The organism is Flavobacterium sp. DSR3-2 (assembly GCF_049896525.1).
In the GTDB taxonomy this organism is placed as follows: Bacteria; Bacteroidota; Bacteroidia; order Flavobacteriales; family Flavobacteriaceae; genus Flavobacterium.
Genome location: NZ_JAFCUM010000001.1, coordinates 696,794 through 722,181 on the forward strand (window position 1 = coordinate 696,794; position 25,388 = coordinate 722,181).

The following is a 25,388-nucleotide window of genomic DNA, read 5'->3' on the forward strand; positions in this document are numbered from 1 at the left end:
ATCGTTGTAGCGCGCAAGGGATAGCAGCGGAAAGCCCACAGTCTCGTCTTTTTTGACGAGACGAGGACTTATAGCGAATAGCCCGACGCAGCCGAAGTTTACGGAGGCTGGGTTGCGCCCAAAAAAAAATCGGTTCACATTGCTGTAAACCGATTTCCTTCCAAGTTTTTGAGGAATTAACTGTTCATTAATTCTTCGATTTCGTCCACTTCAATTGGGATGTTACGCATCATGTTGAATGGTTCGCCGCTTTCCTGAACGATGATATTGTCCTCCAGACGGATTCCGAAGCCTTCGGCAGGAATGTAAATTCCAGGCTCTACGGTGAACACCATATTGGCTTGCATGGGTTCGGTGAGGATTCCGTAATCGTGCGTGTCCAATCCCATGTGGTGCGATGTTCCGTGCATGAAATATTTTTTGTAAGCGGGCCATTCCGGCTTTTCGTTTTGCACGTCGGCTTTGTCAATAAGACCCAAACCTAGCAATTCTGAAGTCATTAATTTCCCCACTTCGATATGATATTGTTTCCAAAGTGTGCCTGTTGTCAGCATTTTGGTCGCTTCATTTTTTACACGTAAAACAGCGTTATATACTTCTTTTTGTCGATGGGTGTACTTCCCTGAAACCGGTATGGTGCGCGACATGTCACTGGAATAATTGGCATATTCAGCCGCCACATCCAGTAAAATTAAATCGCCGGCTTTACATTGTTGGTTGTTTTCGATGTAGTGCAACACGTTGGCATTATTACCGGAAGCGATAATTGGCGTGTAGGCAAAACCTCTGGAACGGTTGCGAATGAATTCGTGAATTAGCTCGGCTTCGATTTCGTATTCGGTAACATTTGGTTTCACGAAAGGCAATAGTCTTCTAAAACCGAGTTCCGTAATATTACATGCTTTTTGGATTAAATCCAATTCTTCGGTCTCTTTTACAGAACGTAGGCGTTGCAATATTGGGTTACTTTTTGCAACAGCATGTGCCGGATATTTCTCTTTCCACCATTTTACAAAACGGGCTTCGCGAGTTTCAGTTTCTACTGTAGCGCGGTAATGCTCGTTGGTGTTAATGTAAATCGTGTCAGCATGCGTCATCATCTCAAATAAGACTTTTTCAAATTCCTGCAACCAATACACAGTTCTGATTCCTGTTACTTCAAAAGCACGCTCTTTAGTCAGTTTTTCGCCTTCCCAAATCGCAATATGCTCACTGGTTTCTTTCAAGAAAACCATTTCTCTTTGATGCTCGTAAGGCGCATCCGGGAAAAGCAATAAAATGCTTTCTTCCTGATCTACTCCGCTCAGGTAAAAGATGTCGCGGTGTTGTGCAAATGGTAACGTACTATCTGCCGAAACGGGATATATATCATTAGAATTGAAAACGGCGACGCTTTTTGGCTTCATCTGAGCCATGAATTTTGCTCTGTTTTTTATAAATAAATCTCGGTCAATTTGATGGTATTTCATTTGTTGATTTTTATTGTTTTTTATGGGATAAGCGTAATTAGCAGAGCGCTAGTATTGGTTCTGATACCATTTCTGGGTCTACTCATTTCATTACACATCGTTTAATATCTTGAATAATCAAAAATACTAACTTTGAGAGAAACGGATGTTAATTACACTATAAAATTTTCAGATAACTATTTTTATGATTAATTTTCCAACTCAAATCAATTTACATGAAAAAAATAGTACTCTTTTCGGCTCTTATTGTACAAAGTGTCTCTTGGGGACAAGTTTCTGCCGAAGCGATTCAGCAAGCATTGGAAGCCAAAAAAATAATGGAAAAACAATCGCTTTTTCAAAATGTTGCTTTCGAAAATGTGGGTCCAACGGTGATGAGCGGTAGAGTGGTGGATGTGGATGTAAATCCGGAAAATCCAACCGAGTTTTATGTGGGCTATGCTTCAGGCGGACTTTGGTACACTAATAATAACGGAATGAGTTTTTCGCCAGTTATGGATGCGGCGCCTACGCAAAATGTGGGTGATATTGCGATAGACTGGAAACGAGGAACGATTTGGGTAGGAACTGGCGAAGTTAATTCGTCTCGATCGTCTTATGCCGGAATTGGAATTTTGAAATCGGATGACAAAGGAAAGACTTGGCAAAATATGGGATTGCACGACAGCCACCATATCAGTCGAATCCTGATCAATCCATCAAATCCAGATGAAGTTGTTGTGGGTGCAGTGGGTCATTTGTATTCAAAAAATGAAGAAAGAGGGATTTATAAAACCACAAATGGCGGAAAAACATGGAGTAAAACTCTTTATATCGATGATGAAACGGGAATTATTGATGTGGCTGTTTCGCCAAAAAATTTCAAGGTTCAATATGCGGCTTCTTGGAGTAAAGACAGAAAGGCATGGGATTTTAAAGGAAGTGGCGCTACTTCGGGAATTTATAAAAGTGAAGATGCGGGATTGACATGGAAGCTTTTCACGAATGCTGAAAGCGGATTTCCTGTCGGTGAAGGCGTTGGTCGTATTGGTTTAGCGGTGTATGATGATGAAAACGTGTACGCCATTTTGGACAATCAATTCAAAAGACCGTTACAATCCAAAAAAAGTAATTCGTTACCAGTTGCATTTTCTATGCCGGGAGATGAATTCCTGAAATTGCCAAATAAAAGTTTGAATTCTATTTTAAAGAATTACGGATTAACCGAAAAATACAGAGCAGAAAACATCAAACATTGGGTTCAAAACGGGTATTTGCAACCTAGCGAAGCAGCAAAAGTGGTTCTGGAAGCGATAAATAGTTTAGCAGAAACAGAAGTTATTGGAGCCGAAGTATACAAATCAAGTAACGGAGGGGAAAGCTGGACGAAGACCCATCAGGATTTTATCGATGATTTCTTTTATTCGTACGGGTATTATTTCAGTGTTATTTCTGTTGATCCCAATGATGTCAATAAAATTTATTTATCGGGTGTGCCCATTATAAAATCAAATGATGGCGGAAAAACATTTACATCCATTAGCGAAAATAATGTTCACTCAGATCATCACGTAGTTTGGGTGAACCCAAATAAATCAGGGCATTTAATCAATGGAAATGATGGTGGTTTGAATATTTCGTATGATGATGGAGCGCACTGGATAAAAAGTAATTCGCACTCAGTAAGTCAGTTTTATTCAGTAAATGTAGATGAGCAAGAACCGTATAATATTTATGGCGGGATGCAGGATAACGGGGTTTGGGTTGGACCAAGCACTTACAAATATTCCTCAGAATGGTACCAAACCGGAAAATATCCTTACGAAAATTTGATGGGAGGAGACGGAATGCAGACTCAAATCGACAAAAGAAATCCAAATATTGTTTTTACAGGGTTTCAATTTGGAAATTATTACAGAATTGATCGTGCAAGCAACAAGCGAGAGTATATTTCGCCAAAGCCAAAAAAAGACGAAAAACCATTTCGATTCAATTGGCAAACGCCTATTTTATTATCTTCACACAATCAGGATATTTTATACATGGGATCTAATTTCCTGCATCGTTCAATGAATCAAGGGGAAACCTGGACGGCTATTTCGGCTGATTTAACACAAGGAGCAAAAGAAGGAAATGTTGCTTTTGGAACAATCGCTGCTATTAGTGAAAGTACTTTGCAGTTTGGGTTACTCTATACAGGAAGTGACGATGGATTGATTCATGTTTCGAAAGACGGCGGGGCGACTTGGAACAAGATTTCGGGAAATATGCCCCAAAACCGCTGGGTTTCGAGAGTAGTGGCTTCGGCACATAAGAAAGAAAGAGTGTATGCGACTTTAAACGGATATCGGAATGATGATTTTGCCAGTTATGTTTACATGTCAGATGATTTTGGTCAAACGTGGAAAAATATAGCCAATAATTTGCCTGCAAGTCCAGTGAATGTAATCGTGGAGGACAATGTCAACGAGAATGTTTTATATGTGGGAACGGATAACGGCTTGTATGTTTCATTAAACAAAGGAACATCTTGGGATGATTTTTCTAACGGAATTCCAAACGTGGCGGTTCACGATCTAGTAATTCAAAAGAAAGCAAAAGATTTAGTGGTAGGAACTCACGGTCGTTCGGTGTATAAAGTCAATTTGGATCAAGTGCAACAATTGAATGAGAAAGTTGTAGCGGAAAATCTTTATATTTTTGAACTTAAAAAGATAAAAAAAGCAAAAGAATGGGGAAATAGCTGGAGTTCTTGGGCTAAAGCTGCGGAGCCAAAAGCGGAGATTTGGTTTTATTCGAATGGAGATGCAGAGGTGCTGCTGCAAATTGAAAACAGCTTGAAAGAAGTGGTTTATTCTCAGAAAGTAAAAGCCGTAAAAGGATTGAACAAACATGTTTATGATCTTTCCATAACGAAAGCAACCGCTGATAATTGGAAAAATAAAGACAAAAAACTAAAATTGGAACCAGCTAAAAATGGCAACTATTACCTTCCAGTTTCAGTGAATAAAATAAGTATTCAAAAAGGAAAAGAGAAGGTGGTTACTGATCTTGAAATTATTGAATCGAAATAAACAGTCATTTTATTTTAAAAACAAAAAACACGATTTCATTTGAAATCGTGTTTTTTTATGGTTGTTACTTTGTTTAAAACTGAGCAGCTTCAGTAGAGTCTTTCATTGCAGTTGTAGAAGATTTTCCAATTGTCACAGTATTTTGTACCGCGTCAAAATAAGATGTCCCTACAAAACCTTGGTGTTTTACCGCTTTGAAACCGTGTTTTTGCAAAGCAAATTCTCTCTCCTGCAATTCAGAATAGCCGGCCATTCCTCTTTCTTTATATGCTTTAGACAATTCGAACATGCTGGTATTTAATGCATGGAATCCAGCTAAAGTGATGAATTGGAATTTGTATCCCATTGCCGCAAGATCTTCTCGGAACGTTTCCATTTCAGCCACGGATAATTTTGCAGCCCAGTTGAAAGATGGCGAACAGTTATACGCTAACATTTTTCCTGGAAATTTTGCGTGAATTCCTTCAGCAAATTTTCTTGCGTAATCAAGATCCGGGTTGCTGGTTTCCATCCAAATTAAATCAGCGTAAGGTGCATAACTCAATCCTCTGTCAATTCCTTGCTCCACACCACAATTTACATAGAAAAAACCTTCTCCAGTTTTTTCACCCGTGATGAATTTTGCATCTCGTGGGTCAATATCGCTAGTCAATAAGTTAGCTGCATCCGCATCTGTGCGGGCAACCACAATTGTTGGTGTTCCCATAACGTCAGCTGCCAAACGTGCTGCAATCAATTTATTGATGGCTTCTTGAGTAGGAACCAATACTTTTCCGCCTAAATGTCCGCATTTTTTTGCAGAGCTCAATTGATCCTCAAAGTGAACTCCGGCTGCTCCCGCTTCAATCATCGCTTTCATTAATTCGAAAGCATTCAGGTTTCCTCCGAAACCAGCCTCTGCATCTGCTACAATAGGAACCAGATATTCTTTTTTGTCAGCAGTTCCGTTTACTACTTGTATTTGGTCTGCTCTCAAAAGTGCATTATTGATACGTTTTACTACCAATGGAACACTGTTAGCAGGATATAAAGATTGGTCAGGATACATTTCACCAGCTACATTTGCATCAGCAGCAACCTGCCATCCGCTCAAATAAATAGCATCCAATCCTGCTTCTACTTCTTGAATGGCTTGGTTTCCGGTAAGCGCGCCAAGTCCGGCTACAAAATCCTGAGCGTTTAGTTTGTTCCATAAATTATTAGCTCCAATTCTGGCAACGCTATGTTCTATTTGATAAGAACCTTGCAATTTCACCACTTCTTCAGCGGTGTACGGTCGCTCAATACCATTCCATCTTGGGTTCGTAATCCAGTCGGTAACTAATTCTTGAATTCTTGTTTCTGTAGTTTTCATAGTGTTTATAAAGGTTTAATGGTCTTTAATAATTTTTTACTGATATTGATTTTATTGCAATTGATTTTTTAAATGTATTTATATCCAGGAATCGTCAAAAATTCGATAAAATTGTCGTTCACGACCAGAATGTCTAATAATTGTTCGGCTAGTCTGTATTTTTGTTTTTCATGATTTTCATCTCCAACTAGCTTTCTGATTTTTTCAAATTCTTCCATGGCTAATCGGTGATAATATTTTTCATTTAACACTTTTTGATTGTCTAAAACTACTCCGTTTTGAAGCCATTGCCACAATTGTGATCTCGAAATCTCAGCAGTAGCGGCATCTTCCATTAAATTGTGCAACGCCGCGGCGCCCTGACCGTTAAGCCATGAAGCGATATATAAAACCGAAATACTGATATTTTTTCGAACGCCTTCTTCGGTAATAGTTCCTTTTGGAGTTTCGAGTAAATCGCTTTCGGCAACGGGTACGTCTTCTCTTTTTACATGAATCTGATTTTTGGTCGGCATGTATTTATCGAATACGGTCAAGGCCAGCGAAACCAAATCGGGGTGCGCGACCCAAGTTCCATCATGTCCATTTTTAACCTCACGTTCCTTGTCGGCAATTACTTTGTCGAAAGCTGTTTTGTTGGCTTCTTCATTATTTTTTATCGGAATTTGCGCTGCCATTCCACCTATTGCATGAATGTTTCGTTTGTGGCATCTTTGAATAACTAATTGGGAATACGCACTCATGAATGGTGCAGTCATGGTCACTTGATCTCGGTTTGGAACGATGAAAGCCGGGTTTTTTCTTAGTTTTTTGATGTACGAAAAAATATAATCCCATCGCCCGCAATTAAGACCTACGATATGATCTTTTAGTTCAAAAATGATTTCGTCCAATTGAAAACTGGCAGTTATCGTCTCGATTAAAACTGTTGCTTTGAATGTTCCGTTTTTTACGCCCAAATATTCCTGCGCGAATTCGAAAACTTCATTCCACCACCTCGCTTCCAAATAATGTTCTAATTTTGGAATATAAAAATACGGTGCCGTTCCATCTTCAATAAGTTGCTTGTGATTATGAAAAGCATACAAACCAAAGTCAACTAATGAACCAGAAGCTTGTTCTCCGTCAATCAAAATATTTTTCTCAGGTAGATGCAATCCTCTTGGACGAACAAGCAGTACAGCAGTTTTATCGTTTAGGCTGTATTTTTTATGTTTTATACTATCTTCAAGAGAAATAGTTTTATTTACGGCGTCTTTCAGGTTTTGTTGACCCGTCATTAAATTGCTCCAAGTTGGTGAAGTGCTGTCTTCAAAATCAGCCATGAAGGTTTTTGCTCCCGAATTCAATGCGTTGATCACCATTTTTCGGTCTACTGGTCCGGTTATTTCGACTCTTCGGTCTAATAAATCCTCTGGTGTTTGTGCTGCTTCCCAAGTACTTTCTCGAATGCTATTTGTTTCAGAAGGAAAAGTGGGCAATGCACCTTGATCAAATAAAACTTGTTGCTTTTTTCGTTCCTCTAAAAGCAGGTGTCTTTTTTCATTAAAATTTTCATGAAGTAGAGACAAAAAAGTCATGGCTTCGTCAGTTAAGATTTCCGGGTAATGCTCGGTGGTTTCTTCTGAAAAATTTAACAAATTTTTCGAATATACTTCTTTAAAATCCATTTTAAAACGTATTTAATTTAACAATAATGAATGTTTGTTGATAATTTGTGATTGTTTAACAGTGCAATGATACAAAAAGTTTTTTACTAAACAAGCGAACGTACGCTAAAAAGTAAAAATATTTTTTTTGGCTTAAATATTTTTTAGCATATCTTTGAGATATGAACATAGAAAAGGATTATATCAAGTTGATTTTTGGATTAAAACTTAAGCAGGCACGTACGAATAAGAATCTGTCTTTATTTGGATTGGCAAAAATAACGGAGCTTTCAAAATCGTATTTGAACGAAATTGAAAAAGGTAAAAAGTATCCCAAAACGGATAAAATCATTCTACTGTCTGAAAAGCTGGATGTTTCTTATGACAATATGGTTTCATTAAAACTGGATAATAATTTGGCGCCCATTGGAGAAATCCTAAAATCGGGCATCTTAAAAGAGATTCCGCTCGAGATTTTTGGGATTCAGGAAAATGACCTTATTGATATTATTGCTAACGCTCCTGCAAAAGTCAATGCGTTTATAAGTACAATTATTGAGATTGCGCAACACTATAATTTGACCAGAGAGAGTTTCTTTTTGGCTTCGTTGCGTTCGTATCAAGAAGCGCACACGAATTATTTTGAAGATTTAGAGCAAAAGGTATTGCAGTTTTCCAAAGCGTTTCATGTAAATATTGACACCAAAATTTCGATCGAAGAACTCACTGCGATATTAATTGAAGAATATGGCTACACGATAAAAGAACTCGTTTTTTCGGAACAGGAACAATTGGGGGATTTGAGATCGATTTTTGTGCCAAAAAGCAAGACATTGTTACTTTCATTAGATATTGACGAACCTCAAAAAGCATTTATTTTAGCCAAAGAAATAGCCTATAATTATCTTGAGATTACCGATAGGTTGTATACGTTCAGTTGGATTAAATTTGATAATTTTGACCAAGTTTTGAATAATTTTTACGCTTCATACTTTGCGGGAGCATTGCTTATTCCGAGACAAAAACTGATAGACGAACTGAATTTATTTCTGTCAAAAACAAATCCGAAACCACATGAAATGATTGCTTTGATGAGCGGGTTTAATGTTTCTCCGGAATCGTTTTATCAAAGGTTGACTAACATTTTACCAAAAGATTTTCAGCTGAAAAACCTCTTTTTTCTACGACTGTCTCATCAAATAGGAACGGACACCTATCAGATAAAGAAAGAATTACACATCACCAATCAGCAAGAGCCGCATGCGAATGAAATGAATGAGCATTACTGCCGAAGATGGGTTTCTATACGCACAATTGAGGAGTCTTTGAAGCAAAATAAAAACCACTTTTTTGATGCACAAATCTCCAGTTATGAAAACAGTAAAAATGAATATCTTGTTTTTTCGTCCGCAACACCGGATCCGTTTAAGGTAGATTGTATCCGCAGTATTTCGGTAGGTATATTGATTACGCCGGGAATGAAGAAAAAATTTAAGTTTATCGAAAATGATTCTCTTAAGAAACAGATTGTTGGGGTTACCTGTGAAACCTGTGCGGTTAAGAATTGTTTGGAAAGAGCTTCGCCGCCAATTCAATTGGAGCAAAAAATGCGCCATGAAAACACGGATTCAATCGTGCAGCAATACATGACAAAATTCAGTTAAGTAAATAATATCTTTTAAGAGAAAAGCAGCGAAAGTTCAACTGTAAATTTTATTCGTTTAACGGATAAAAAAAATAGTGTAAATTCCTATTTTAATCATAAAATTTTTGCTTAAAAAAGTAAAATTTAGGAGTTTGATGACAATTTATTTAAGACTGTAAAAATAGTTTTTATTAAACTTTTAGGAATTTGAAATTTAATTATGACCAAAATTATCGATATTATAAATTTAGCAGGATTTTCTAAGTATTATTGTTATTCCGCGGATTGGTTTAATTTCATAATTATATACTTTTGTTTAACTAAACCACAGGTTTTTAGCGTCTTAAGTATTGATTGTTAGCGAATTGTAGAGTTGTAGGGATTAACACTTTAAAATCATTATAAATTATAGCGAAAAGGTTGTAGTTCATCACTAATTGCTCTATTTTTGTATGATTTTTAAATTAATTCACTCAAATTCCTATGGCAAAATCTGCATTATTAAAGTCATCGATAGCAAAAAAAGTCGCTATGGCGCTTTCTGGACTTTTCTTAATTTTATTTTTAGCACAACATTTTTTTATAAACAGTACCTCGGTTTTTAGTCCTAATACTTTTAACTCTATTTCTCATTTTATGGGAAATAATCCATTGGTTCAGTTTGTGTTTCAACCAATTCTTATTCTTGGTGTAGTTTTCCACTTTATAATGGGTATCGTTTTGGAAATTAAAAATAACAGTGCAAGACCAATTTCTTATGCAAAGAATAACGGGGCGGCTAACTCTTCTTGGGCTTCCAGAAATATGATTATTTCGGGGGCAGTTGTTTTAGCTTTCTTGGGACTACATTTTTACGATTTCTGGGTTCCTGAAATGGTATATAAATATGTAGAGGTTAATCCGCTTGACGAAACCAGATATTATGCTGAGTTGACGCATAAATTTGAAAGTGGTGTTCGAACGGCAATTTATTGCGTTTCGTTTCTTTTGTTATCGCTACACTTGTGGCACGGTTTTAATTCTTCGTTCCAATCTGTAGGTTTTAATAATAAATATTCAAAATCGTTGCATACATTAGGTTACGCTTTTGCAATTGTAGTTCCTTTTGGATTTATTTTCATTGCATTATTTCATTATTTCAATCATTAATATTCAATTATAAATGGCATTAGATTCAAAAATTCCAGAAGGTTCAATTTCGGACAAATGGACAAATTATAAAGATCATATTAATTTAGTAAACCCTGCTAACAAACGTAATTTAGACATTATTGTTGTTGGTACAGGTTTAGCTGGAGGTTCGGCTGCTGCAACGTTGGCAGAGTTAGGATATAACGTAAAAGCATTTTGTTTTCAAGATTCACCGCGTCGTGCGCACTCGATTGCTGCACAAGGGGGAATTAACGCTGCAAAAAATTATCAAGGAGATGGAGATTCAACGTTCCGTTTGTTTTATGATACTGTAAAAGGAGGCGATTATCGCGCTCGTGAAGCAAACGTTCACCGTCTTGCTGAGGTATCTACCAATATTATTGACCAGTGTGTTGCTCAAGGTGTACCTTTTGCCCGTGAATATGGCGGATTACTTGACAACCGTTCTTTTGGAGGTACATTAGTTTCTAGAACTTTTTATGCCAAAGGACAAACAGGACAACAATTATTATTAGGGGCGTATTCAGCAATGAATCGCCAAATAGGTCGTGGAAAAATAAAAATGCACAACCGTCACGAAATGCTGGATTTAGTAATCGTAAACGGTAAAGCAAGAGGAATTATAGCGCGCAACTTGGTTACAGGAGAAATCGAAAGACACTCTGCTCACGCCGTAGTTATTGCTTCCGGAGGTTACGGGAACGTATTTTTTCTTTCAACTAATGCGATGGGAAGTAACGTAACTGCAGCTTGGAAAATTCACAAAAGAGGAGCATATTTTGCCAATCCTTGTTACACGCAAATTCACCCAACTTGTATTCCGGTTTCTGGAGATCATCAGGCAAAATTGACGCTAATGTCAGAATCCTTGCGTAATGATGGCCGTATTTGGGTTCCTGCGAAATTAGAAGATGCAAAAGCGATTAGAGATGGAAAATTGAAACCAACCCAAATTGCAGAAGCCGATAGAGATTATTATTTAGAAAGAAGATATCCTGCTTTTGGAAATTTAGTACCTAGAGATATTGCTTCTCGTGCGGCTAAAGAAAGATGTGATGCTGGTTATGGTGTTAACAAAACAGGAGAAGCTGTTTATCTTGATTTTGCTGCTGCAATTGAAAGATACGGAGTGGATCAAGCAAGATTAAAGCATTTAGACGAAAATGATAACGCATTGGTTATTAAATTAGGAACAGAAGTTGTGGCTAATAAATACGGTAACTTGTTCCAGATGTATGAGAAAATTGTGGATGAGAATCCATATTCAACTCCTATGATGATTTATCCAGCCGTGCATTACACGATGGGAGGAACTTGGGTTGATTATAACTTACAAACTACAATCCCTGGTTGTTTCTCTATTGGAGAATCTAACTTTTCAGACCACGGAGCGAACAGATTGGGAGCTTCTGCACTGATGCAAGGTTTGGCAGATGGATATTTCGTTCTTCCTTACACTATTGGAGATTATTTAGCACCGGATATTAAAATGGGTACAATCTCTACTGATTCTCCAGAATTTGAACAAGCGGAGAATAATGTTAAGCACCAGATTGAGGCTTTAATGAATAACGGAGGTTCTAAACCAGCGGATTATTTCCATAAGAAATTAGGAAAAATCATGTGGGATAAAGTTGGAATGGCGCGTAATGCTGAAGGTTTAACTGAAGCACAAAGTGAAATTGCAGCAATTAGAGAAGAATTTTATAAAGAGGTAAAAATTCCTGGAACAGCAGACAGTTTTAACCCGGAGTTGGCTAAAGCACTTCGTATTGCTGATTTCCTTGAATTAGGTGAGTTGTTTGCCAAAGATGCCCTACATAGAAATGAATCTTGTGGAGGTCACTTCCGTGAAGAATATCAAACACCGGAAGGAGAAGCACAACGTGACGACGAAAACTTTGCATATGTTGCAGCATGGGAATACAAAGGTAATCCTAGCGATGCAGTATTGCATAAAGAAGAGTTGAAGTTCGAAAATGTTAAACTAGTTCAAAGAAGTTATAAATAATTTAGTCTAATGTCTAACGTCTTAAAGTCAAACGGCTCCATGTCAATCGACTTTCGACTTTCGGCTTTATGACTTTCAAACTTAAAATATGAAACTCACATTAAAAATATGGCGTCAGAAAAATGCCGCCTCAGAAGGAAAAATAGTTGAATATCCAATCGATGGAATTGAACCAGATATGTCTTTTCTTGAAATGCTTGACATTTTGAATGATGAATTAATCGTAAAAGGAGAGGATACTGTTGCTTTTGACCATGATTGTCGCGAAGGAATTTGCGGAATGTGTTCATTATACATCAATGGTGAAGCGCATGGACCTGATCGTCTGGTTACAACATGTCAATTGCACATGCGCAAATTTAAAGATGGCGATACTATTTTTATCGAACCTTTTAGAGCAAAAGCATTCCCTGTAATAAAAGATTTAGTGGTTGACAGAGGCGCATTTGATAGAATCCAGCAATCTGGTGGTTTTATTTCTGTGAACACATCTGGAAACACTATTGACGCCAATACAATTCCTATTCCTAAGCATGATGCGGACAGAGCTTTTGATGCAGCAACATGTATTGGTTGTGGAGCTTGTGTGGCGAGTTGTAAAAACTCCTCAGCTATGTTATTTGTTGCTGCGAAAGTGTCTCAGTTTGCCTTATTACCGCAAGGAAAAGTGGAAGCTACTGACCGTGTGTTGAACATGGTAAGCCAAATGGATGCAGAAGGATTTGGTAATTGTACCAATACTGGAGCTTGTGAAGTAGAATGTCCAAAAGGAATTTCTCTCGAAAATATTGCTAGAATGAATAGAGAATATTTATCTGCAAGTTTGAAAGGGTAATCACATGGTCTTAATATCCAAAGTTTACGGTCGAAAGATTAGATAATAATTTAAAACGCATTCAATGTTAAAATTGAGTGCGTTTTTTTTATTTAAAAATGGTCTGTTTTAAAGTTTTTAGTCTTTCCATCCCCAAGGAGCCGGCGGTGATGCTATCGTTTTTGTCAAATCAAATTTCACAGTAAACAATCGGTCTGATCCTATGCGCCTTAGATTGTACGTAAAAGAAGTTTCGTCTAAAGTAATCCACCAGACATTTGCAGCAGCGTTTGGAATAAGATTACCGGTTTCTTGATCTGCCGGAAAAAACTGAAGCATAGGTGATCCGGAATTTGTGGTTGTCCCACCGTATTGTGTCACCTTATCTTCGGAGCCATCTTCGTGACGATGGTCATGTTTCAATTGAATACGGTCGTTTTTGTACGTCAATACCCAAGTTCTTGATTTGTCGTCTCCGACAAAAAACGGAATCCGAATCGTGTTTTTGTCGCAGTTACGAACATGCATTACCAGTTTTTTTTCTCGAAAAGTATCATCAGAAGCGCCTTCTTTGACTTCTCCTATAAATGATTTGCCGCATTGTTTTTGCAGGTTTTCCCAAAATTGTTTCGCGCCTGATTTTTCCTGGCCGTAAATCAAAAAAGAGCACAACAGTGCATATACAAGAAGTATCTTTTTCATAAAGTTCTTTTTTTGCTAATATAATGAACTTATGGTGTTGTGATATTTCTTATTTTTATAAAAAATAAAAAAATGAAAGTCATCCTGATTCAAGCTCCTTTAATTTGGGAAAACCCAAAAGCCAACCGAAATTATTTCGAGGCAAAAATCAATGAAATCACTTTAGCAGTTGATTTAATTGTATTGCCGGAAATGTTTAGCAGCGGTTTTACGATGAATCCTGAACATGTCGCTGAATCTATGCAAGGCGAAACGATAACGTGGCTGACAGTTTTGGCGAAAGCCAGAAACTCTGCTATTACTGGAAGTTTAGTTATAGAAGAAAATGGGAATTTTTACAATAGATTAGTATTTGTGTTTCCTTCCGGAGAAATTCAGTTTTATGATAAAAGGCATTTGTTTACTTTGGCTGGCGAAGACAAAGTCTATACAAGTGGCGACCAAAAGATAGTTGTGGACTACTTAGGATGGAAAATTTGTCCGTTGATTTGTTATGATTTACGATTCCCTGCTTTTTCCAGAAATTCAGAGGACTATGACGTGTTGATTTATGTGGCGAGTTGGCCAAAAATAAGAACTAATGCTTGGGATGCTTTATTGAAAGCACGAGCGATAGAAAACATGAGTTATGCGATTGGGGTCAATAGAATCGGTACTGACGCAAATGGCTATGAATACATTGGCCATTCACAAGCAATCGATTTTCTTGGAAACTATATTCAAATTCCATTAGAGACGGAAGGTTTGTTTCCGGTAGAATTAGATAAGCAAAAAATGTTGGAAACCCGACTAAAATTAGGTTTTTTAAACGACAGAGATTTTTTTGAAATAGAAAACAGATAATTTTTAATTCTTCTTGTCGGTTTTCTTTTTAGGTTCCGGGATGTACGGAAGGCTTAAATCAAATGCCTGGTTTACATCCCAATTTGCCCGAACAGGAATTTCTTTGGAAAAATAGAGCACCTCTTCGGCTTGGCGTTTTTCAAGGTAATTACCGGAATCCCATTCGTTATTTCTATTGGTGTCATAAATAATTCGCAGGGTGTACAGCTCGGGGTCAATCAAGTTAAAGTTTATTGTGGTGTTTTCTTGGGTGTATTCAGTAGCTAAAACATCCCCTTTTGCATTCGTGAGCTCAACAATGACGGGGAATTGTTTTACATTTTGCAACAGCACGGTAAGATTCCCATAATCAGCAGTACTTTTAGTGTTCAATTTATACGTTAAAGTGTCGTTTGTTTGTTCAAAAAAGTCAGTTAACGCCCCAGGTAAAATTTTAAAAGTGTAACTTTCTGATGGTTCTTTTTTAAAATCAAAATACAATTTTTGATTAAATTCATCGTATTCAGTAGTAAAAGGCACTTCTGTTTTTGCATTATTGGTCAGATTTATTTTTGAATTTTGGAAATTGATTAACGGAGTTTTGCTTTCTAAAGTAAACCGGTCTCGAAATTTCAAATCGTTTGTTTGTATGGCTGAAATACTCAGCGTGTCCTTTTTTTGGTCTTTTATTTTAAAAGTGAAATTGGTTGCGTACTGATCTTTGGCGACAGCCAAATTTAGCGAATCAGCTTTTATAGGTTTATACCAGATTTGAAGGGAATCCTTTTTTGGAAATTTAGTAATGACAGTAGACAGAATATCGTTGTTGTTTTTTAAAATTATTTTTGGTCTTGCAGCGGCAGAATTTATTTTGCCTTCAAATCCCATGAGCAATCGGTTTCCGGATGCTTGACTTGGTTTGAAAGTTTTAAAAGGAAGGGTTTCTCTAAACAACTCTAATTCGTAAAGCGTATCATTTGGAATAGTAATAAAGCCTTTGTTAAACCCAATTTTGTCTGTTTTTGGATTGTATTTATTGTTGCTGTTGTAGTCTTTCATAGCTACGAGAAGGTATTTTCCAGATTTTAAGTTGTTTAAACGAAATGTTGTCAAACTGTCCAAAGTGTTGGTAACGTATCTTGGATTTTGGGTATAAATAATAGAGTCTTTGAAGCTATCATTCACCTCGTAAAGCATTACGGAAACGAACGGTTCGACCTCTTTATCATAAGCGCTTTTTACTGATCCGCCAAGGCTCAAAGAGTCAATATAGTCACCAGTTGAAAATACATATTGGAATTGATTCAAAGGATTTCCTTCATTGTTGTCAGCAATACTTTGTCCAAAATTAAAGCTGTACGTTGTATTAGGTTGAAGCGTGTCTTTTATCGTGATCGAAATCGTTTTACTCGCCGTTGTTGGTAAAATCAGCGGCTCATTTTTCATAGGTGGTGAAATAATCAACTGTTTATTTAGGTTTTTCAGTTTAATATTTTCATCAAATACCAACTTGATTTCATTTCCTTCGAAGTTAGTGCTGAAGTTTTTTGGGAAACTCATTTTCAAAACAGGGGCTATGGTATCCTTCAATCCGCCAGTGATAGAACCTCTTTTGGCGCAACCTGCAGCAATAAAAAGAAATACGAATAGGGAGTATTTTAAATTGTTTTTTAACATATCAATTCTAAATTAGAATTTACAAAATAACAATTATAATTCGTGCGATTGGTATTTTTTATCGAATTATTATGAGGGATTTGATGCAACTTATCTTTTATCAGGGCAGTTGTTTTTTCTTTTTAATGTTTAATTTTACGTCAAACAAATTTTATTGCAGTTAGTGTGCTTTATGAATTTGAAACCAAGGTTGAATTAATAGTGTAAATGATGAGAAAAATAGAACATATTGGGATTGCGGTTAAGGATTTAGAAGTTTCTAATGTAGTTTTTGAAAAACTCTTTGGCGCTCCGGCTTACAAATTTGAAGATGTAGAAACGGAAGGAGTCACTACCTCTTTTTTTATGAATGGACCAAATAAAATTGAGCTTTTGGCGGCAACTAACCCAGAAAGTCCTATTGCTAAGTTTTTAGAAAAAAAAGGGGAAGGAATTCATCATATTGCTTTTGATGTTGAGGATATTGTCTCAGAAATAGCACGTTTGAAAAAAGAAGGATTTATAGTTTTGAATGAGACTCCAAAAAAAGGTGCTGATAATAAGTTAATTGCATTTTTGCATCCTAAAAGCACCAATGGTGTCTTAATTGAATTGTGTCAGGAAATAAAATAATTTAAATATAGACATCAAGGTAGTATGTTAGTAGTCAGTTGGTTTCTGTGGAAAATAAGTTAATAATTGAACTATCTTAAAATCTAAGTCCAAAATATTTGGAGCAAATGAAAAATAGTGGTAATATTGCACACTCTAAACCGGTCCTATAGCTCAGCTGGTTAGAGCACCTGACTCATAATCAGGTGGTCCCTGGTTCGAGCCCAGGTGGGACCACATTAAAGAAAAATCTTTCAAATTTTTGAAAGATTTTTTTATTTATAGTAGGCTTAAGCGCTTTTTTTATCAAAAAACATGCTTTTATTAAGAGTGTTGTTGTTTTTGTTAAAACTATGTGTTTATTTTACAGAAAATTCTATCTTACTGAAAATTAATCAGTAAGAATGATTTCTCTTTTATTTTGCAAAATTTATGAAGTTTTTTAAAATCGTTTTTTTTTCCTTAATGATTTTTGTAATAGGCATTTCTAATGCTTTTGCAGCCAATCAAGCGCCGCCTTCTCCAGTTGGAAGAAGAAGGCCGCCTCCGCCTCCTGGATTACCTATTGATGAAAATATTTTAATACTGATGTTGATTGCTTTGTTGCTTGGAATTTACGTCATTTATAGCTTTAGTTTAAAACAAAAAACTCCAATTTAAATTGGAGTTTTTTGTTTTAAAGAATAGAATTGTTATTTGTTGGCATACAATCGGGAAACGTATTTTCCAATCACATCAAATTCAAGGTTGATTTTTGTGCCAACTTCAAAATTTTTGAAATTAGTGTGTTCATGCGTGTAAGGGATAATCGCTACGCTAAATTGATTTTTCGCTGAGTTTACCACTGTCAAGCTTACTCCATTAACTGTAATTGACCCTTTTTCGATAGTAATGTTGTTTAGGCTTTCATCGTATTCAAATGTGTACAGCCAGCTTCCGTCAGTTGCTTCAGCAATGATGCAAATTCCTGTTTGATCCACATGACCTTGAACGATATGGCCATCAAGTCTGTCACCTAATTTCATTGCTCTTTCCAGATTAACACTGTCGCCAACTTTCCAATCCGATAAATTTGTTTTTTTTATCGTTTCTGCTATGGCAGTTACGGTGTAGGAGCTGTCTTCTATAGCAACAACAGTGAGACATATCCCGTTATGAGCGACACTTTGATCTATTTGAAGTTCGCTGGTAATTGATGAATTCATTGTGATATGCACGTTAGTGTTCTCTTTTTTTATTTCTTGGATGGTGCCAAGGGTTTCTATAATTCCTGTAAACATTTCTTGTTTTATTTTACTAAATTTGCACTTCAAAATTAGCAATAAATAACGGTATGTCATGATGAAAAAAGCAGAAAATATAATCGTAGGAATTTCTATTGGAGATTTAAACGGTATTGGAAGCGAGGTTGTTTTAAAAACATTCGAGGATGCTCGAATGTTAGAATTGTGTACTCCTGTTATCTTTGCGAATGTGAAGTTGTTGTCCTTTGTAAAAAAAAGTTTTCAATCAACTTCCTTGCTGCACGGTATTGATAAACTGGATCAAATTGTTCCTGGAAAAATTAATGTCTTGAATGTTTGGCGGGAAGGAGTTGATTTGAGTCCGGGTGTAAGTGATCCAAAAGCGGGAGAATATGCAATAAAATCCTTTGTTGCTGCAACCAAAGCTTTAAAGGACGGACTTGTCGATTTGCTAGTAACTGCGCCAATAAATAAATACAATATTCAATCTGAGGAATTTAAGTTTCCAGGACATACGGATTATTTAGACCAAGAATTAGAGGGAAATGCACTTATGTTGATGGTTCAGGATAATTTGAGAGTAGGGTTAATGACGGATCATATTCCTTTAAGCGAAGTGGCTTCTCATCTTACGGAAGAATTGATTAAGAAAAAAATTGAAACAGTCAAACAGTCTTTGATTCAGGATTTCAGTATTAATAAGCCTAAAATTGCGGTGCTGGGGTTAAATCCGCATTGTGGCGACGGTGGTGTTATTGGTACAGAGGATGATTTGATACTAAAACCGGCTTTAAAAAAGATATTTGATAAAGGAACTATGGTTTTTGGGCCTTTTCCAGCAGATGGCTTTTTTGGTAATAACCAATACGATAATTATGATGCGGTTATCGCTATCTATCACGATCAGGGATTGATTCCTTTTAAAACATTATCTTTTGGTAAAGGAGTAAATTACACTGCGGGTTTAAATAAAATTAGAACCTCACCTGACCATGGTACCGCTTACGATATAGCGGGCAAAGGGATAGCGGATTTCAACTCGTTCAAAGAGGCGGTATATCTGGCGATAGATATTTACCATTCAAGAAATCAATATGCCGAAATCAGTGCAAAACCATTGAAAACAAAAGAAAAGCAGTTGTGAACAAAAAAAAGTGAATAACATTATTAGATTTGCAATAATTTTATATCTTTGCACTCCCGAAGTTTAGGGGCAAATTGTTGTTGAAATGAAGAACACAAAAGAATATTTAATTCCTTTTATAGGATTAAAGCTAGGGAAACATCATTTTGAGTATCAAATCAGTAATGCGTTCTTTGAAATCTTTGATTATAACGAATATCAAGATTCAAATATCAAAGTAAATGTAATTTTAGAGAAAAAAAGTACGCTGTTAGAGTTGAATTTTAAGCATAAAGGTACCGTAAATGTACCTTGTGATCTTACCAGTGAAGATTTCGATCTGACAATAAAAGGTAAGATGAAATTAGTAGTTCGTTTTGGTGAAGAATATAATAATGACAATGAGGAATTATTGATTTTACCTCATGGGGAGTTTGAGATAGATATTGCACAATATATCTATGAAATGATTGTGTTATCAGTCCCTCTAAGACGGGTTCATCCCGGTATAAAAGACGGAAGCTTAAAAACAGAAGCTTTGACTAAGCTCAATGAACTTACAATCAAGGAAGAAAAAGTAGAAAATAAAGAAGAAGAAAATATTGACCCGCGATGGGACAAATTAAAGCAACTATTAACGGATAAATAATATAGTAAAATGGCGCATCCTAAGAGAAAAATCTCCAAAACAAGAAGAGATAAAAGAAGAACACATTACAAAGCTACCGTAGCACAAATCGCTACTTGTCCTATCACTGGAGAAGCACATTTATACCACAGAGCGTATTGGCATGAAGGTAAAATGTATTACAGAGGGCAAGTTGTTATAGATAAGTCTGTAGCTGTTGCTTAATACATTTTTGTAAATGATATTCGAACTCTCACATCGTGAGAGTTTTTTTGTTGTCTATAATTTAATTAAATAAGAAGTTCCAAATCAAAGAGAATGGAATTTTTTTTGTAATTTTCAGGTCTTTTAAAAAATTTCAAATGGGAACATTTGACAAGAAATAAACGCATACGATGAATACAATCACAGCCGCAATAACCGCTGTTGGAGCCTACGTTCCAGACTTTGTACTAACGAACAAAGCGCTCGAAGCTATGGTTGATACCAATGACGAGTGGATCACCTCTCGTACAGGAATAAAAGAAAGAAGAATCCTTAAAGATGTAGACAAGGGAACTTCTTTTTTGGCTATAAAAGCCGCGCAAGATTTATTAGCTAAAGCGAATATAGATCCCTTGGAAATAGATTTATTGATAATGGCAACCGCAACACCGGATATGCCGGTAGCTTCAACAGGAGTATACGTTGCCACTCAAATTGGAGCAACAAATGCTTTTTCTTATGATTTACAGGCTGCATGTTCCAGTTTCCTATTTGGAATGTCAACTGCCGCTGCTTATATAGAATCAGGAAGATATAAAAAAGTATTATTGATTGGAGCTGATAAAATGTCTTCTATTGTTGATTACACTGACAGGTCAACCTGTATAATTTTTGGTGATGGCGCGGGTGCAGTTTTATTTGAGCCCAATTATGAGGGTTTAGGATTGCAAGACGAGTACTTACGCAGTGACGGAATTGGCAGAGACTTTTTGAAAATCGACGCCGGTGGATCGCTTCACCCAACTTCTTTTGAAACAGTAAAAGACAACAAACACAATATTATCCAAGACGGTAAAACAGTGTTTAAATATGCGGTGACCAATATGGCAGATTCAAGCGAATTAATTTTGAAAAGAAATAATTTGACGAATGAAGATGTAGATTGGTTGGTTCCTCATCAGGCCAACAAACGTATTATTGATGCTACTGCCAATAGAATGAATTTAGAAGATTCTAAGGTTTTAATGAACATCGAAAAATACGGAAATACCACATCTGCAACTTTACCATTAGTACTCAGCGATTTCGAACATTTATTGAAAAAAGGAGACACGATAATTTTGGCCGCTTTTGGAGGTGGATTCACATGGGGATCTATTTATCTAAAATGGGCATACGATAAAAAATAAATTTAAACTAAAAACAAATAATTATGGATTTAAAAGAAATTCAAAATCTAATCAAGTTTGTAGCAAATTCAGGAGTTGCAGAAGTTAAGTTGGAGATGGATGATGTGAAAATTACTATCAGAACAACTTTAGAAGGTAATGTAACAGAAACCACGTATGTTCAACAAATGCCTGCTCAAGCAACACTTCAACAAGCGGTAGCGCCACAGCAAATTGCGCCGGTGGCAGCTGCACCCGAAGTTCCAGTAATAGAAAATTCTCACTACATTACTATAAAATCACCAATCATTGGAACCTTTTATAGAAAACCGTCTCCGGATAAACCAATGTTTGTTGAAGTAGGAAAAACAATTGCTCAAGGTGACGTTCTTTGTGTAATCGAAGCCATGAAATTATTTAATGAAATTGAATCTGAAGTTTCTGGTAAAATTGTGAAAATACTGGTTGATGATATGTCACCAGTTGAATTTGACCAACCTTTATTCTTAGTAGATCCGTCATAATATTTTTGAGATTCCGATAGTCAAAATTCCAATTCCAAATTGAATTTTGACTATCGGAATTTTAAATTTTAAATTTAAAATAAGATGTTTAAAAAAATATTAATTGCAAATAGAGGGGAAATTGCGTTACGCGTAATTAGAACATGTAAGGAAATGGGGATCAAAACAGTAGCTGTTTATTCTACTGCTGATGCCGAAAGTCTTCATGTAAAGTTTGCTGACGAAGCGGTTTGTATAGGGCCTCCTCCAAGCAACTTATCCTATTTAAAAATGTCAAATATTATTGCCGCTGCCGAAATTACAAACGCAGATGCAATACATCCAGGATACGGATTCCTTTCTGAAAATTCTAAATTTTCAAAAATTTGTCAGGAACATGGGATCAAATTTATTGGAGCATCTCCAGAGATGATTGATAGAATGGGAGACAAAGCCTCTGCAAAATCAACTATGATTGAAGCAGGAGTTCCTTGCGTTCCTGGTTCAGTAGGTATTTTAGAGTCGTATGATCAAGCCTTACAATTATCAAGAGATTTTGGTTATCCAGTAATGCTGAAAGCAACTGCTGGTGGTGGTGGAAAAGGCATGCGTGCCGTTTGGAAAGAAGAGGAATTGTTAAAAGCATGGGAAGGTGCACGTCAGGAATCTGCAGCTGCTTTTGGGAATGACGGAATGTATTTGGAGAAATTAATTGAAGAGCCTCGTCATATTGAAATTCAAGTTATAGGCGATTCTTATGGAAAAGCGTGTCATCTTTCTGAAAGAGACTGCTCCGTTCAAAGACGTCATCAAAAATTGACAGAAGAAACGCCTTCACCATTTATGACAGATGAATTGCGTACTAAAATGGGTGAAGCAGCTGTAAAAGCAGCTGAATACATTAAATATGAAGGTGCTGGAACTGTAGAATTTTTGGTTGATAAAAACCGCAATTTCTACTTCATGGAAATGAATACTCGTATCCAAGTAGAGCATCCTATTACAGAACAAGTTATTGATTATGATTTAATTCGTGAACAAATTCTTGTAGCCGCAGGAGTTGCTATTTCAGGAAAAAATTATTTGCCTCAATTGCATGCTATTGAATGCCGTATCAATGCGGAAGATCCTTATAATGATTTCCGTCCGTCTCCAGGAAAAATAACAACATTGCATATGCCAGGTGGACATGGAGTTCGTTTAGATACTCATGTATATTCAGGGTACACTATTCCGCCAAATTATGATTCTATGATTGCAAAACTTATTACTACAGCTCAATCTCGCGAGGAAGCAATCAGTAAAATGAGAAGAGCTTTAGATGAGTTTGTTATCGAAGGTATAAAAACTACTATTCCTTTCCACAGACAGTTAATGGATGATCCTCGTTATATTTCCGGAGATTATACCACTGCATTTATGGATACTTTCAAAATGAACGATCCAGAATAAAAAACACTTTATTTAAGTAAAAACCTTGCAGGAATGCAAGGTTTTTTTTGTTTTTAATTAATCTACAAAGTTTCTTTCAACCATCTAAAAAATTCTCCTTGCCAAACCTGAGCGTTTTGCGGTTTCAGCACCCAATGGTTTTCTTCTGGGAAATACAGAAATCTGCTTTTTATTCCGCGCATTTGTGCTGCTTGAAAAGCTTCTTGACCTTGACCTATTGGTACACGAAAATCTTTTCCGCCCTGAATAATTAAAATAGGTTTATTCCATTTTTCTACACTGGTCATTGGGTTGAATGTCGTGTAGGTTTTTTGGGCTATGGCATTATCTTTTTCCCAATAAGCACCGCCAAAATCCCAATTGCTAAAGAAAACTTCTTCGGTAGTTCCAAACATGCTTTGGGTGTTATAAACGCCATCGTGGGCAATGAAAGTTTTGAATCGGTTGTTGTGAATTCCAGCCAGATAAAAAACAGAATACCCACCGTAACTGGCACCAACGCATCCCAAACGAGTTGCGTCAACATATTTTTCCTTAGACACGTCATCAATCGCTGATAGGTAATCATCCATTACCTGTCCGCCCCAGTCTTTGCTGATTTGCTCATTCCATGTTACGCCATGGCCTTGCATGCCGCGACGGTTTGGAGCCACAACAATATAACCATTAGCGGCCATCAACTGTAAATTCCATCGGTACGAATAAAATTGTGTCAACGGAGATTGTGGTCCGCCTTGACAATACAGAAGCGTTGGGTATTTTTTAGAAGCATCAAAATTAGGAGGAAGAATCACCCAAACTAACATTTTTTTGCCATCAGTTGTCGTTACATACCTTCTTTCGGTTTTGCTTAGCGCCAAAGAAGCATAGGTTATTGTATTGACATTGGACAGTTGTTTCCATGTGTTTTTCTTTAGATTATAAGAAAATATTTCCGCAGCATGATTCATGTCGGTTCTCGTCACGATAATGGTACCGCCGGAAAAACCAACCAGATCATTGACATCAAATTCTCCCGTAGTGATTTGGCGAACGGTAATTGCTATTTTGGTCATCCCCGGAAAATTAACTTCAAACAACTGTTTTGTTCCATCTACAGGCGCGACAAAAAATATTTTTTTCCCGTCAATACTCCACATGAAATTGTCTACAGTTCCGTCCCAATTTGCTGTAAGATTCATTTTTATTCCTTTAAAGCTAACAATCAGATCGTTTTTATCGGCTTCATAACCGTCTCGTTTCATTTGTAACCAAGTTAAATTTCCTGTGGGAGAAAATTGTGGAGCGGTATCATATCCTAGGTTTTCCTCAGTTCTATTAATAGTTTTTCCAGTTTCTAAGTTATATTCGAAGATATTGGTATTGGTAGAAAGAGCATAGTCAGTTCCTGCTTTTTTCTTGCTCACATAAAGGATGCTTTTGCTGTCTGGCGACCAAATGTAATCTTCATCGCCACCAAAAGGTTTTTGAGGACTGTCAAAATTTTCTCCTTTTAAAATGTCAATTCCCACGGCGCCATCTTTGTTCTCTTTATAAAAAACATGATTAAATTTGCCTTCGTTCCAAGTATCCCAATGACGGTAATTCAACCCATCGTAGATTTGAACATCTGATTTTTCCAGTTCCGGATAAAAATCTTTTCCATGAACTTTTTCGATTTTTACTTCTTCATTGTAAACGATATATTTCCCGTCTGGAGAACTGTTTTTGTCTTTTAATAGGTCTTTAGTATCTTTTACTTCGGTTGGATTTCCACCATTTACGGGCAAAGTGTAGAATTTTGTATCCGATTTATTTTCTTGAACAGAAGGAGTTGTCACTTTATAAACTACATTTTTTCCATCTTTGGAAATACCTAAAGGAGCTACTCTTCCCAGTTTCCAAAGCAGTTCTGGAGTCATTACATTTTGTGCCATAGTAGTTAAACTCATCATTAATAAGGGTATAAGCAGTACTTTTTTCATTTTAAAAATAGTTTTTTCGAATGATAAAATTAGCCAATTTAATTTAATGTTTTTTCGTTTTTAACACTTGCTTTTTAGCCCCGATAGCAGTGGAAATCCTTTCTAGTCCTGAACTTGTTTCAGGATCCTGAAACAAGTTCAGGACTAGAAAGATTGTAACGG

General features: G+C 36.5%; 21 protein-coding genes and 1 tRNA gene. 15 read left to right on the forward strand and 7 right to left on the reverse strand.

The genetic code is table 11. The annotated features are described in order from the left end of the window. Window positions 1-176 precede the first annotated feature (176 nt). On the reverse strand, window positions 177-1,469 hold the full coding sequence (locus ACP7AV_RS03100) for an aminopeptidase P family protein (protein WP_426090720.1): 1,293 nt from the start codon (window positions 1,467-1,469) through the stop codon (window positions 177-179). A gap of 215 nt (window positions 1,470-1,684) precedes the next feature. On the opposite strand from ACP7AV_RS03100, the gene ACP7AV_RS03105 reads away from it, so the two are divergent. Beyond that, window positions 1,685-4,522 (forward strand): WD40/YVTN/BNR-like repeat-containing protein, encoded by a 2,838-nt coding sequence (locus ACP7AV_RS03105; RefSeq protein ID WP_426090721.1) that lies wholly within the window; start codon window positions 1,685-1,687, stop codon window positions 4,520-4,522. A 73-nt stretch (window positions 4,523-4,595) separates the two neighbouring features. Here ACP7AV_RS03105 and aceA read toward each other — a convergent pair whose 3' ends face one another. Both aceA and aceB read right to left on the reverse strand, forming a co-directional pair. Beyond that, window positions 4,596-5,876 (reverse strand): isocitrate lyase, encoded by a 1,281-nt coding sequence (gene aceA, locus ACP7AV_RS03110; RefSeq protein ID WP_426062790.1) that lies wholly within the window; start codon window positions 5,874-5,876, stop codon window positions 4,596-4,598. A gap of 68 nt (window positions 5,877-5,944) precedes the next feature. Beyond that, window positions 5,945-7,546, reverse strand: coding sequence for a malate synthase A (gene aceB, locus ACP7AV_RS03115; RefSeq protein WP_426090722.1), 1,602 nt, complete (start codon window positions 7,544-7,546; stop codon window positions 5,945-5,947). Window positions 7,547-7,707: 161 nt separating this feature from the next. On the opposite strand from aceB, the gene ACP7AV_RS03120 reads away from it, so the two are divergent. From ACP7AV_RS03120 to ACP7AV_RS03135, 4 genes are all read left to right on the forward strand, one after another. Then, entirely contained in the window at window positions 7,708-9,189 is a 1,482-nt protein-coding gene (locus tag ACP7AV_RS03120; RefSeq protein ID WP_426090723.1) for a helix-turn-helix domain-containing protein, read from the forward strand. A gap of 464 nt (window positions 9,190-9,653) precedes the next feature. Next, the gene (locus ACP7AV_RS03125; protein ID WP_426090724.1) at window positions 9,654-10,319 is read left to right on the forward strand and encodes a succinate dehydrogenase cytochrome b subunit; all 666 of its coding nucleotides are present in this window, start codon (window positions 9,654-9,656) and stop codon (window positions 10,317-10,319) included. Window positions 10,320-10,332: 13 nt separating this feature from the next. Continuing rightward, entirely contained in the window at window positions 10,333-12,333 is a 2,001-nt protein-coding gene (locus tag ACP7AV_RS03130; RefSeq protein ID WP_426062794.1) for a fumarate reductase/succinate dehydrogenase flavoprotein subunit, read from the forward strand. An 88-nt stretch (window positions 12,334-12,421) separates the two neighbouring features. Next, complete coding sequence (locus tag ACP7AV_RS03135; protein WP_426062795.1) at window positions 12,422-13,168, forward strand: succinate dehydrogenase/fumarate reductase iron-sulfur subunit; 747 nt, start codon at window positions 12,422-12,424, stop codon at window positions 13,166-13,168. 117 nt (window positions 13,169-13,285) lie between these two features. Here ACP7AV_RS03135 and ACP7AV_RS03140 read toward each other — a convergent pair whose 3' ends face one another. Next, on the reverse strand, window positions 13,286-13,849 hold the full coding sequence (locus ACP7AV_RS03140; RefSeq protein ID WP_426090725.1) for a hypothetical protein: 564 nt from the start codon (window positions 13,847-13,849) through the stop codon (window positions 13,286-13,288). Between the two features lie 72 nt (window positions 13,850-13,921). On the opposite strand from ACP7AV_RS03140, the gene ACP7AV_RS03145 reads away from it, so the two are divergent. Continuing rightward, window positions 13,922-14,692, forward strand: a complete 771-nt coding sequence (locus tag ACP7AV_RS03145; protein ID WP_426090726.1) for a nitrilase family protein — start codon at window positions 13,922-13,924, stop codon at window positions 14,690-14,692. A gap of 3 nt (window positions 14,693-14,695) precedes the next feature. Here ACP7AV_RS03145 and ACP7AV_RS03150 read toward each other — a convergent pair whose 3' ends face one another. Then, complete coding sequence (locus tag ACP7AV_RS03150; RefSeq protein ID WP_426090727.1) at window positions 14,696-16,348, reverse strand: Ig-like domain-containing protein; 1,653 nt, start codon at window positions 16,346-16,348, stop codon at window positions 14,696-14,698. A 210-nt stretch (window positions 16,349-16,558) separates the two neighbouring features. On the opposite strand from ACP7AV_RS03150, the gene mce reads away from it, so the two are divergent. The 3 genes from mce (at window position 16,559) to ACP7AV_RS03165 (ending at window position 17,599) form a co-directional block, all read left to right on the forward strand. Then, window positions 16,559-16,960 (forward strand): methylmalonyl-CoA epimerase, encoded by a 402-nt coding sequence (mce, locus tag ACP7AV_RS03155; RefSeq protein WP_426063062.1) that lies wholly within the window; start codon window positions 16,559-16,561, stop codon window positions 16,958-16,960. Between the two features lie 142 nt (window positions 16,961-17,102). After that, a tRNA-Ile gene (locus ACP7AV_RS03160) sits at window positions 17,103-17,176 on the forward strand. Between the two features lie 195 nt (window positions 17,177-17,371). Continuing rightward, on the forward strand, window positions 17,372-17,599 hold the full coding sequence (locus tag ACP7AV_RS03165) for a hypothetical protein (RefSeq protein WP_426062799.1): 228 nt from the start codon (window positions 17,372-17,374) through the stop codon (window positions 17,597-17,599). 32 nt (window positions 17,600-17,631) lie between these two features. Here the strand turns inward: ACP7AV_RS03165 and ACP7AV_RS03170 are convergent, their stop codons facing one another. Continuing rightward, on the reverse strand, window positions 17,632-18,219 hold the full coding sequence (locus ACP7AV_RS03170; protein WP_426090728.1) for a riboflavin synthase: 588 nt from the start codon (window positions 18,217-18,219) through the stop codon (window positions 17,632-17,634). 58 nt (window positions 18,220-18,277) lie between these two features. On the opposite strand from ACP7AV_RS03170, the gene pdxA reads away from it, so the two are divergent. The 6 genes from pdxA (at window position 18,278) to accC (ending at window position 23,262) form a co-directional block, all read left to right on the forward strand. Next, on the forward strand, window positions 18,278-19,327 hold the full coding sequence (pdxA, locus tag ACP7AV_RS03175) for a 4-hydroxythreonine-4-phosphate dehydrogenase PdxA (protein ID WP_426090729.1): 1,050 nt from the start codon (window positions 18,278-18,280) through the stop codon (window positions 19,325-19,327). An 85-nt stretch (window positions 19,328-19,412) separates the two neighbouring features. Further along, window positions 19,413-19,955 carry a YceD family protein gene (locus ACP7AV_RS03180; protein ID WP_426090730.1) on the forward strand — a complete coding sequence of 181 codons (543 nt, stop codon included), beginning with the start codon at window positions 19,413-19,415 and terminating at the stop codon, window positions 19,953-19,955. A gap of 9 nt (window positions 19,956-19,964) precedes the next feature. Further along, the gene (gene rpmF / locus ACP7AV_RS03185; RefSeq protein ID WP_007137315.1) at window positions 19,965-20,159 is read left to right on the forward strand and encodes a 50S ribosomal protein L32; all 195 of its coding nucleotides are present in this window, start codon (window positions 19,965-19,967) and stop codon (window positions 20,157-20,159) included. 170 nt (window positions 20,160-20,329) lie between these two features. After that, window positions 20,330-21,328, forward strand: a complete 999-nt coding sequence (locus ACP7AV_RS03190; protein ID WP_426090731.1) for a beta-ketoacyl-ACP synthase III — start codon at window positions 20,330-20,332, stop codon at window positions 21,326-21,328. 23 nt (window positions 21,329-21,351) lie between these two features. Next, window positions 21,352-21,831 carry an acetyl-CoA carboxylase biotin carboxyl carrier protein gene (gene accB, locus ACP7AV_RS03195; RefSeq protein WP_426090732.1) on the forward strand — a complete coding sequence of 160 codons (480 nt, stop codon included), beginning with the start codon at window positions 21,352-21,354 and terminating at the stop codon, window positions 21,829-21,831. Window positions 21,832-21,915: 84 nt separating this feature from the next. Next, a complete protein-coding gene (gene accC, locus ACP7AV_RS03200; protein ID WP_426062805.1) occupies window positions 21,916-23,262 on the forward strand; it encodes an acetyl-CoA carboxylase biotin carboxylase subunit in 1,347 nt (448 codons plus the stop codon). Between the two features lie 62 nt (window positions 23,263-23,324). Here the strand turns inward: accC and ACP7AV_RS03205 are convergent, their stop codons facing one another. After that, window positions 23,325-25,226 (reverse strand): alpha/beta fold hydrolase, encoded by a 1,902-nt coding sequence (locus tag ACP7AV_RS03205; protein WP_426090733.1) that lies wholly within the window; start codon window positions 25,224-25,226, stop codon window positions 23,325-23,327. Between the last annotated feature and the right edge of the window lie 162 nt (window positions 25,227-25,388).

Bases quoted from the DNA above. Each gene is read 5' to 3' on its own strand.
- ACP7AV_RS03100 (WP_426090720.1), bottom strand. From the start codon at position 1,469: ATGAAATACCATCAAATTGACCGAGATTTATTTATAAAAAACAGAGCA.
- ACP7AV_RS03105 (WP_426090721.1), top strand. From the start codon at position 1,685: ATGAAAAAAATAGTACTCTTTTCGGCTCTTATTGTACAAAGTGTCTCT.
- aceA (WP_426062790.1), bottom strand. From the start codon at position 5,876: ATGAAAACTACAGAAACAAGAATTCAAGAATTAGTTACCGACTGGATT.
- aceB (WP_426090722.1), bottom strand. From the start codon at position 7,546: ATGGATTTTAAAGAAGTATATTCGAAAAATTTGTTAAATTTTTCAGAA.
- ACP7AV_RS03120 (WP_426090723.1), top strand. From the start codon at position 7,708: ATGAACATAGAAAAGGATTATATCAAGTTGATTTTTGGATTAAAACTT.
- ACP7AV_RS03125 (WP_426090724.1), top strand. From the start codon at position 9,654: ATGGCAAAATCTGCATTATTAAAGTCATCGATAGCAAAAAAAGTCGCT.
- ACP7AV_RS03130 (WP_426062794.1), top strand. From the start codon at position 10,333: ATGGCATTAGATTCAAAAATTCCAGAAGGTTCAATTTCGGACAAATGG.
- ACP7AV_RS03135 (WP_426062795.1), top strand. From the start codon at position 12,422: ATGAAACTCACATTAAAAATATGGCGTCAGAAAAATGCCGCCTCAGAA.
- ACP7AV_RS03140 (WP_426090725.1), bottom strand. From the start codon at position 13,849: ATGAAAAAGATACTTCTTGTATATGCACTGTTGTGCTCTTTTTTGATT.
- ACP7AV_RS03145 (WP_426090726.1), top strand. From the start codon at position 13,922: ATGAAAGTCATCCTGATTCAAGCTCCTTTAATTTGGGAAAACCCAAAA.
- ACP7AV_RS03150 (WP_426090727.1), bottom strand. From the start codon at position 16,348: ATGTTAAAAAACAATTTAAAATACTCCCTATTCGTATTTCTTTTTATT.
- mce (WP_426063062.1), top strand. From the start codon at position 16,559: ATGAGAAAAATAGAACATATTGGGATTGCGGTTAAGGATTTAGAAGTT.
- ACP7AV_RS03165 (WP_426062799.1), top strand. From the start codon at position 17,372: ATGAAGTTTTTTAAAATCGTTTTTTTTTCCTTAATGATTTTTGTAATA.
- ACP7AV_RS03170 (WP_426090728.1), bottom strand. From the start codon at position 18,219: ATGTTTACAGGAATTATAGAAACCCTTGGCACCATCCAAGAAATAAAA.
- pdxA (WP_426090729.1), top strand. From the start codon at position 18,278: ATGATGAAAAAAGCAGAAAATATAATCGTAGGAATTTCTATTGGAGAT.
- ACP7AV_RS03180 (WP_426090730.1), top strand. From the start codon at position 19,413: ATGAAGAACACAAAAGAATATTTAATTCCTTTTATAGGATTAAAGCTA.
- rpmF (WP_007137315.1), top strand. From the start codon at position 19,965: ATGGCGCATCCTAAGAGAAAAATCTCCAAAACAAGAAGAGATAAAAGA.
- ACP7AV_RS03190 (WP_426090731.1), top strand. From the start codon at position 20,330: ATGAATACAATCACAGCCGCAATAACCGCTGTTGGAGCCTACGTTCCA.
- accB (WP_426090732.1), top strand. From the start codon at position 21,352: ATGGATTTAAAAGAAATTCAAAATCTAATCAAGTTTGTAGCAAATTCA.
- accC (WP_426062805.1), top strand. From the start codon at position 21,916: ATGTTTAAAAAAATATTAATTGCAAATAGAGGGGAAATTGCGTTACGC.
- ACP7AV_RS03205 (WP_426090733.1), bottom strand. From the start codon at position 25,226: ATGAAAAAAGTACTGCTTATACCCTTATTAATGATGAGTTTAACTACT.